Origin of the sequence: Kocuria sp. ZOR0020 (assembly GCF_000800955.1) — a bacterium.
GTDB classification, from domain to species: Bacteria; Actinomycetota; Actinomycetes; order Actinomycetales; family Micrococcaceae; genus Kocuria; species Kocuria subflava.
The window spans coordinates 1-8,079 of record NZ_JROX01000198.1; the positions used below are offsets into that span (position 1 = coordinate 1).

General features: G+C 64.7%; 5 protein-coding genes. 4 read left to right on the top strand and 1 reads right to left on the bottom strand.

Features of this window, described 5'->3' with window-relative positions:
- Positions 1 to 2,297, top strand: a 2,297-nt coding sequence (locus L979_RS11365; protein ID WP_052209837.1) for a glycoside hydrolase family 2 TIM barrel-domain containing protein, incomplete at its 5' end; no start/stop codon positions are given.
- Between the two features lie 92 nt (positions 2,298 to 2,389).
- Here the strand turns inward: L979_RS11365 and L979_RS11370 are convergent.
- Positions 2,390 to 4,561: an alpha-galactosidase gene (locus tag L979_RS11370; protein ID WP_047692328.1), complete on the bottom strand. Its 2,172-nt coding sequence runs from the start codon at positions 4,559 to 4,561 to the stop codon at positions 2,390 to 2,392.
- A gap of 203 nt (positions 4,562 to 4,764) precedes the next feature.
- Between L979_RS11370 and L979_RS11375 the strand changes: the two genes are divergently transcribed.
- From L979_RS11375 to galK, 3 genes are read left to right on the top strand one after another with little or no spacing between them, the layout of a single operon-like run.
- Entirely contained in the window at positions 4,765 to 5,547 is a 783-nt protein-coding gene (locus tag L979_RS11375) for a DeoR/GlpR family DNA-binding transcription regulator (RefSeq protein WP_047692329.1), read from the top strand.
- Positions 5,528 to 6,649, top strand: coding sequence for a galactose-1-phosphate uridylyltransferase (galT, locus tag L979_RS11380; RefSeq protein ID WP_052209838.1), 1,122 nt, complete (start codon positions 5,528 to 5,530; stop codon positions 6,647 to 6,649). Before L979_RS11375 ends, galT begins: the two co-directional genes overlap by 20 nt.
- The gene (gene galK, locus L979_RS11385) at positions 6,646 to 7,836 is read left to right on the top strand and encodes a galactokinase (RefSeq protein ID WP_197052143.1); all 1,191 of its coding nucleotides are present in this window, start codon (positions 6,646 to 6,648) and stop codon (positions 7,834 to 7,836) included. The genes galT and galK overlap by 4 nt, the downstream gene beginning before the upstream one ends.
- Positions 7,837 to 8,079 lie beyond the last annotated feature (243 nt).

Sequence of the window (8,079 nt, forward strand, 5' to 3'; positions counted from 1 at the left end):
ACGCGACGATTCAGTCGGATGGGGAAACGGCGGCCACCGTGACGATCCCGGACGGCACCCCCGTTGCCGTCGTCGTGCCCGGGGCTCGCCCGTGGTCACCGGAGGACCCGGCACTTTTTGAGGTTGAGCTGACCACGGCTGTGGGTGCCGTGGTCAAGCAAGTCACCGGAGTGCGTCGAATCGAGGTCGACGACGACGGCGTCCTGCGGGGCAATGGTGATGCCATACGCTTCCGCGGCGTCAATCGTCATGAGTTCCACCCACAGCGCGGCCGCTCCGTGACGGTAGAGGACACCCGCCGCGACTTCCAGGTCATGCTGGAACACCACATCAATGCAGTGCGCACCAGCCATTACCCGCCGGCCCGTCATGCCTTGGACTTGGCCGACCAGATGGGTCTTTGGGTGGTGCTGGAGGGGGACCTGGAAACGCACGGCTTTGTGGAACGTGGCTGGGCGGGCAATCCATCGGATGATGCGGCATGGAGAGCCGCGATCCTGGAGCGGACGGCCCGAATGTGGCACCGGGACAAGAACCACCCCAGTGTTGCGATGCTCTCGGTTGGCAACGAGTCAGGGAACGGGACCAACCTCCGGGCAGCCGCTGACTGGTTGCGTTCAAGAAGCACTTTGCCCGTTCATTACGAGGGCGATGCAGAATCGGCGTACACGGACGTCCACTCACGTATGTATGCAACCGCCGTCGAATGGGAAAAACTGGCCAGTGGAACGGGGCATCCCTCCTGGCCACCGGAGGTGGCTCGCCGTGTGCTGAACCAGCCCATCGTCCTGTGCGAGTTTGCGCATGCCATGGGCAACGGCCCGGGAGGTCTGAACGACTACGAACGGGTCTTCCGCAACCACCCTCGGGCCTGCGGCGGATTCGTCTGGGAGTTCAAGGACCACGGACTGACCGTGCCTGCTCCGGGTGGTGGCACACGGGTGGCCTACGGGGGAGATTTCGGTGAGCAAGTGCACGACTCCAACTTCGTATTGGACGGCCTGTGTTTCGCGGACACCTCCCCGAGCCCGGGCATGACCGAGTACGCGGCCGTGATCGACCCCCTCTGGATCGAATGGGGCCGGGGCGAGCACGGACACCAGCCGCATGAGTTGAGGGTGGGCAATGGTCACGACCACTCCGATTTGGCGGAGGTCGTGGTCATTGAACGCAGGGTTCGGCATGGGGAGACGGAGGAGAACCGCCACACCGTGCCTGACGTGGCGCCGGGCCAGTGGCACACCATTGTTCTGGGCTCCGGGTCGTTCGTAGATGTCCTTGAGGTGGAAGTGAGTGCCGTCGTCGTGTGTGGTCCGCGTAGGACCCAGCGGGTGCGCCGAGAGACCTGGGCGGCACCGCTGCCAGGGGGGGTGCCCGTCGTTGAGGCGCCACTTCCGGTGGGGCAGTGGCCCGGGGCAGCACGGGGAGTACGCCTGAGCGTGTGGCGGGCACCAACGGACAACGACTCGGGTGGAATCGAGCCCGTACGTGAGCGGTTCGGTGATGACCCCAGAGTCGATTGGAACTCATGGGCCGGTACCGACCCGCGGGACAAGGCGCCGGGTGAAGACCCGGGTGCTGCTATCTCCTTGGCCTCACGATGGGAGGACGCGGGTCTTGACCGGCTGCTGCCGCACCGTGACGGCGGCCTTGAAGATCAGGTGGCAACGACCTGGCGTCCCGGAGGTGGCGACCCAGACCCCTGGACGGGGCACCTTGCGGTGGCCTGGGGTGAGGGCGGCGAGGATTGGGGTGTTCTGGAGGCGGTCATCGACTTGGCCGACGGCCCGCGCCCAGGACGCATCGGGATCGAACTGGATCTCCCGGTCGACGCCGGTGCTGAGGTCACCTGGGAAGGCGGCGGGCCGGGAGAAGCTGCCCCGGATTCCACTCGGTCCATCCGCCACGGGCGTTGGAGCAGCCGGGCGACGGATTTGAACACGGTTTACCCCGTACCGCAGGCATCGGGTGAGCGCCCGGACGTCCGCAGACTCCAGGTGCCTCTGGCCAACGGTGAAAGCGCGGAAGTCGAGGTGCTGGCCGTTGAGCTGGATGGTCGTCCCGCACGAGATGGTCTGTGGTGGGCACTCACACCGTGGACGGATCTGGAGTTGGCCCGTGCCCGGCACGCGGATGAACTGGCCGACCCCCTGACCGTGGACAAGAAGTGGACCCTGCACCTGGATGCCGCTTACGACGGTCTGGGCAGTAGGTCCTGTGGGATGGACGTCGCACCTGATGCACGTGTCAGTGCCAAGCGGGCGCGCATTGTGCTCCGAGCGAGAGGGCTGCCCTGAGACCGCCAAGTTCCGGACACTGTTGACACGGGGAATGCGCTTTCGGCTGGGTGAAAGTGCATTCCCCGTGTTGATTCCTCAGCCACCGGGGCTCATTCGGCTATCAGGTGCAGCAACCGCATCCGATCCGGCCACAACCTGGGTGCGTGAACGCCGCTTTCCTGCAGGATGCTCCCCTTGATGAGTTCCCCTGTCGGCCACCAGATCGGCGGGACGAATCCGCCATCCTTGGTTTCCGGCGTGACGTCGTCGATCCGGTAGCGGGTGTCGGGGTCGAGTCCTCCCAGCGTCAGGTGGCCCAGTGGGTCCGTGATGGCCACTCCGGTGCAGACGACGGCAAACAACGCCGTCCTGCGGTCCTCGGACACCACGCCGTGAACATCCCACTCGGGATCCGCCTGGTCCATGCGAATCACAGTTCCGCTGTGCAAGAGCTCCCTGTGGTTCTTGTACAGGCAGATCCACTCCTCCAGTTCTGCCAGCTCCTCCGCAGTGGCCCGGGTCAGGTCCCATTCCACACCGAAGTGACCCCACAGGGCCGTACCTGCTCTGAAGTTGAGCTCGTGCAGACGTCCGGTCTCGTGCGAGTGTCCGGCCGCCACGTGACTGCCCATCAACTCGGGCGGAACCAGCTGCTGGGTCCAGCGGTGCATTTCCTGGCGTTCCGCGGGGTCGATGCAGTCCGATGTCCAGAACCGGTCGGTGTGCTCCAACACCCCCAGGTCCACGCGGCCGCCACCGGAGGCGCAGGCTTCGATCTCCAGCTTCGGGAAGCGTTGCTTCAGTTCTGCCATGAGGCGGTAGGCGGCAAGGGTCTGCCGGTGGACACCGGGCCTGCCATCCGTCGATGAACCTGCTTCCACAAGGTCACGGTTATGGTCCCACTTGATGTAGGCGATGGGGTGGGCCTCCAGGACAGCCACCATCTGGTCGCGCACATGTTCGTAGGCTTCCGGGTTGCCGATGTCCAGGACTTGTTGGAATCGGCTGGAGATCGGCAGTCGCCCCTGCGGGGAGAGGATCCACTCCGGATGGGCCCGGGCCAGCTCCGAGTCCACGCTGATCATCTCCGGTTCGAACCACAGACCGAATTCCATGCCCAGGCCCGCGACGTGGTCCACCAGGGGTGACAGCCCGTCGGGCCAGGCTTCCGTGCTCACCGTCCAGTCACCCAGACCGGAGGTGTCGTCCCGACGGGAGCCGAACCAGCCGTCGTCGAGAACGTAGCGTTCGATTCCGATGCGGGCTGCCACATCAGCAAGATCCTTGAGCTTCTTTAGGTCGTGATCGAAGTAGACGGCTTCCCAGACGTTCAGGGTGGCAGGTCGAGGACGCTGTGGGTGCTGGGGGCGTGCCCGGATCCACCGGTGCAGTCGCCCGGCCTGGTCGTCCAGTCCGTGGCCCCAGATGCCGTGGATCCAGGGCGTGGTGTAACTGGAACCTTCCGTCAGGGTGACTTCGCCGGGCAGCAGCAGCTCGCTGCCTCCCAGCACCTTCTGCCCCGAGTACTCGCGTTCCGCCCATGTGCGGTGATTGCCCGAGAATCCCGTGTGGATGCCCCAGACCTGACCGCTACGGAATCCGAAGCCCCGCTCTCCGGCAATCATCATGTGCGCGGCATCGGCTCCCGTGCGGCCCTTACGTCCATCACGTAGGTGCAGCCCCACCGTGAACGGTGAGTACTGGACGCGGCGTTCCTGGCCCCAGTGACCCGCGAAGTCTTGCAACTGGGTGGCCTGCAGCCCGACCGGCAACACCAGGCCCAGCTCATCGAGGTGATAGTCCTGGACGCCTCGGTTGGTCACGGTGGCCTGCAGGCGAACCACACCTTGTGGGGTGAGTTCCACGGTGATGCCCAGCTCCACCTGTTCCGGTGATTCGATGGTCAGGTGCAGGCGGCCCGGGCCGAGCTCCGTGTAGCGGGAGTCTAGTTCCACCCCTGCGGCGTCTGCATAGGGTGCCGCTGAGTCGGCCGTGTGTGCCAGGAATCGAGTGGAAGTCACCTGGAAACTCGGGGCCCACGCGCTCCCGCCGCGGTGTCCCACAAGGCCGGGGCGACCGGCCCATCCCCACCGAGGCTCCGGGACCAGTCCCAGGTGCATAGGTGCGTCGGGGCAATTGATGGCCTGTGCGGATTGGAGGGATCTGCCCAGGAGTTCAACTTCGTGCTCGGCCAACTCTCCCAGGTCAGCACCCCAATGTGCGATTGTGGGGATCCGACCATCTGGACGAGTCAGAACGAGCGATACCCCTCCCGATCGCATATGTACATGATGCTCACTACCGGTGACACCGCTGACATGCACGGCTTGCGAGGTGGGGGACTGCACGGTCTGAGCCTCCGAAATGTTGGAACTTGTGGCCGAATTCACCCTATTATGAACATAATCGCACATCAGATGTGATGGAACAATCAAATGCAACAGATTTGGAGTTGAGCCATGACGGCACGAGTGAGGAGACAGGCGTGACTGATTTACTGCCGGCCGAGCGGCGCTCTCGAATCCTGGAGCAAACCCACGCTCACGGGTCCGTGCGGGTGGCGGATTTGGCGCAGACCCTGAATGTCTCGGAGATGACTGTTCGGCGTGACCTGGATCAGTTGGCGCAGGAGGGCGAGCTGCACAAAGTGCATGGCGGGGCCCGATTGGCCGCCCCTGGTGCGGTATCGGAGGAGCCAGGCTTCCTGCGGAAGTCCCGGTTGCATCAGAAGCAGAAGAGCGCGGTGGCTCGCACTGCGGCGGCTTTGGTGAAGCCCGGGATGTCCGTGTTCCTCAACTCTGGCACCACCACTTTTGCCCTGGCCCGGGAACTGCGTTCGATCGAGGATCTGACGGTGGTGACCAATTCGCCCAGAATCGCTCAGGTGTTTGAAGACCGACCGGCGGCGGGCAGTCAAGTAGTCATGCTCGGTGGGGTGCGAACTCCCTCTGATGCCTTGGTGGGCCCGTTGGCGGTGCGCAGCTTGGAGACCCTGCACGCGGACGTGTGTTTCATGGGGGTCCACGGGTTTGACCTTGACGCCGGGTTGAGCACCCCCAACATGTTGGAAGCGCAGATCAACGGCATGTTCCTGCAGCAGGCGCACCGGGGCGTCGTCGTCGCAGACTCCACCAAGTGGGGAACGGTGGGGCTCTACAGCTTTGCCGCCCTGGAGGCCGTGGACGACCTTGTGACCGATTCCCGACTGCCGGAAAACGCCGTGACTGAGCTCGAGGAGAGGATCACCCGTGTCCACCGTGTTGCCTGACCTGCCCGCTGCCACTGTGGCCCACGTGACCCACCGGTTGTTCGACGGTCGGGAGATCGTGTTCTTCAGTCACGACGACGCCGCGCTGCCCACCCACCTGGAGGACCCCCGGCCTGCGGCGCCGCGAGCGGGCCACGGTGAGTTGCGCCAGGATCCGTTGACGGGGGATTGGATTGCGTTGGCCACCCACCGGCAGAACCGGACGCATCTCCCACCGGCTGATCAGTGCCCGCTGTGCCCCATGCAACCCGGCCGGGAGACGGAAATTCCAGCGGATTTTGACGTGGTGGCGTTCGAGAACCGTTTCCCCTCCCTGGGCCCTGATCTGGTGGAGTTGCCGGGTCCGTCAGCCGAGCCGGAACCGGGAACCACCCACCCCGCCGGAGGGCGTTGCGAGGTCTTGGTCTACACCCCCGAACACCAGGGCAGTTTGGCTGCACTGGATCCGCGGCGCGTTCAGTTGGTGTTGCGGGCCTTGGCGCAACGGACCCGGGCCCTGTCGAAGCTGCCGGGAATCAAGCAGGTGTTCCCGTTCGAGAACCGTGGTGAGCAGATCGGCACCACCTTGCACCACCCGCACGGGCAGATCTATGCCTACCCCTACGTGACCCCCACGGCCCTCAAGACTGTGCAGCGTGCAGCCGATCATCTGGACCGGACCGGGCGGACGTTGCATCAGGACCTGTTGGATTTCGAGCGCGAATCGGGCGAACGCATGATCTCGTCCGGTGAGCACATCAGCGCCTACGTGCCGTGGGCCGGGCGTTGGCCGCTGGAGGTCCACGTGGTGCCGCACCGCCATGTCCCGGATCTGGCCGCTCTGACCGATGAAGAACTGGACGAACTTGCGGCAGTGGTCCAAGACGTCCTGACCAGGTTCGATGCGCTCTACCCGACCCCAACCCCGTACATCGCGGCGTGGCACCAAGCACCGTTGGTTGACGGGCTGCGGGAGGCCTCACGATTGCACCTGCAGATCGTGAGCCCACGCCGGGCGGAAAACAAGCTGAAGTTCCTGGCTGGTTCGGAGTCCGCTATGGGCGCCTTCATTGGGGACGTCAGCCCGGAAGAAACCGCTGCAAGATTGAGGAACGCACTGTGAAATCCCCGCACTCATCAGCTGACAGGGCGCGTGCCACGGAACTGGTGGGCACGTTCCAACAACTCTTTGGGGTTGAACCGAGCGGAGTGTGGCGTGCGCCTGGCCGCGTGAATTTGATCGGCGAGCACCTGGACTACAACAACGGACTGGTGCTGCCTTTTGCCATCGACCGCTCTGCCATGGTTGCCGTGCGCCTGCTGGCTCCGGGTGAACACTCTCAACTGGTCTCAACCTGGATCGATCCCACCACGGGCCGGCAAGCTCGCACCGGCTTTGACCCGCTGAACTTGCGCCCGGGGGCGGTGACCGGTTGGGCCAGTGGTCCGGCCGGTGTTGCCTGGGCGCTGCAGGAATCCACGGGCGTGCAGGTCCCGGGTTTCCAGATGGTGCTGGATTCCATTGTGCCTGTGGGATCGGGCTTGTCCTCCTCACACGCAGTGGAGGTTTCGGTGGCGCTGGCCTTGGCTGAACTCACCGATGCACCCGTGGACCGGCGAGATCTGGCCCGCATCACCCAACGTGCTGAGAACGACTTTGTGGGTGCCCCTACAGGCATCATGGACCAGTCGGCCTCCCTGCTCTCCACCGCCGGCCACGCTGTTCTTCTGAACTGCCGCACCCTGGAGACCGAACACATTCCTCTGCCCTTGGATGAGGCCCGCCTGCGTCTGCTGGTGGTGGACACCCGTGTGGCGCACAGCAACGACGACGGCGGCTACGCCGCGCGACGCGCCACCTGTGAGCAAGCAGCCGAGCTGCTGGGCGTGGACACTTTGGGAGATCTGCCTCTGGATGCCGACCTGTCCGAACTCCCGGCAGAGATCCTGCCCAAGGCCCGGCACGTGTTGAGCGAACGCGCCCGGGTGGATGCCGCCGTCGAGCATCTGCGGGCCGGGCGATGGCAGGAGCTGGGGTCGGAACTCTCCGCCTCCCATGCTTCCCTTCGTGATGACTACCAAGTGTCCTGCCCGGAATTGGATGTGGCCGTTGAGGCCATGACCCAAGCCGGGGCATTGGGTGCCCGCATGACCGGCGCCGGATTTGGCGGGTCGGCCATTGGGCTGCTGCGGGAATCGGATGTGACGGCGGCCCAAGATGCTGTTCTCGCGTCCTTCCAAGCAGCCGGATGGGATGAACCGCGGCTGTTCACCGTGCTTCCGGGAGAAGGTGCGGACCGCCTGCTCTGACGTCACCTCCTGCTGCTCAGAAAAAAGTTTCAAAAAAGTTCCACAACCCGCGTCACGATCTCCGTCCCACCCTGTCTACACCTCGAGGGCACACAAACCCTCAGCACCCGAAGGTGCAGGAGAGATGCTCCAAAGCCCCGTGGGCACGGGGTGGAGGCGGCCGGTTCGTGACGTGTTGGTGGGCACCAATGACTCAGCGGGCCGGTGGTCGTGACGGTTGGGACCGTGACGACGTGGTGCGAG